This window comes from Gordonia sp. GN26 (genome assembly GCF_054823965.1).
In genome coordinates this window covers 1-379 of sequence record NZ_JSYC01000174.1, presented here as the reverse complement: position 1 = coordinate 379, position 379 = coordinate 1, and the positions used below count along the sequence as shown (strand labels likewise).

General features: G+C 70.4%; 1 protein-coding gene. It reads left to right on the top strand.

Features of this window, described 5'->3' with window-relative positions:
• Positions 1 to 379 (top strand): DUF222 domain-containing protein (locus OK17_RS22170; protein WP_461418779.1); only part of this gene is annotated, 379 nt, incomplete at both ends.

Below are 379 nucleotides of genomic sequence, written 5' to 3'. Positions count from 1 at the left end.
CAGCCACACCGGCGAGCAGCTACCGCCGCAGCATCCCGCCCTGGCCGAGGCGTTCGCCGGTGGTCGCGTCGGGCCTGCGCACGTGCGAGCGGTCGTCGAGGTGCTCGAGCAGATCCCCCACGCCGTCGACCACGACGTGAAAGTCGCCGCCGAACGACAGATGGCCGCGATCGCCGTCGACCATACCCCCGCCGACATCGCTGCCCTCGGTGCACGCCTACTCGCTCACCTCGATCCCGACGGCACACTCGCCGACGACACCGACCGCAAACGCCGCCGCAACCTGTGCGTGCACCGCCAACGCGTCGACGGCACCGCCAAGATGACCGCCAATCTGACTCCGGAGCTTCTCGCCCGGGTCACGATGCTGCTCGCCGTG